The 239-nt window shown below is 41.8% G+C and carries 1 protein-coding gene; it reads left to right on the top strand.

Annotated features, from left to right (window positions below):
* Window positions 1–13: 13 nt before the first annotated feature.
* Window positions 14–239, top strand: a 226-nt coding sequence (locus tag ACPYOJ_RS36570; RefSeq protein ID WP_481420566.1) for a DUF8202 domain-containing protein, incomplete at its 3' end; no start/stop codon positions are given.

Genomic DNA, 239 nt, shown 5'->3' on the forward strand with positions numbered 1-239 from the left:
GCTGAACAACAGAATGGCCAGAATTTGGAAAGTACAGGAAACCGGACCCGTAGGAAAGGTTAGGGTTGCATTAAAAGTAAGCGACTTTCCGGGAAGTGTAACCAAGCCTACCTTATTGGTAAGTGGTGATACGACGTTTGACGGTTTTGATGATAAGTTCTTAATGACCAAAGAAACCATCGGTGGAGTAGATTATTATGTAACAGATATCAACACCAACATTGACTTATCTTCAGGGC

The sequence above is a fragment of the Rhizobium sp. SVR5-9E genome, assembly GCF_056755095.1.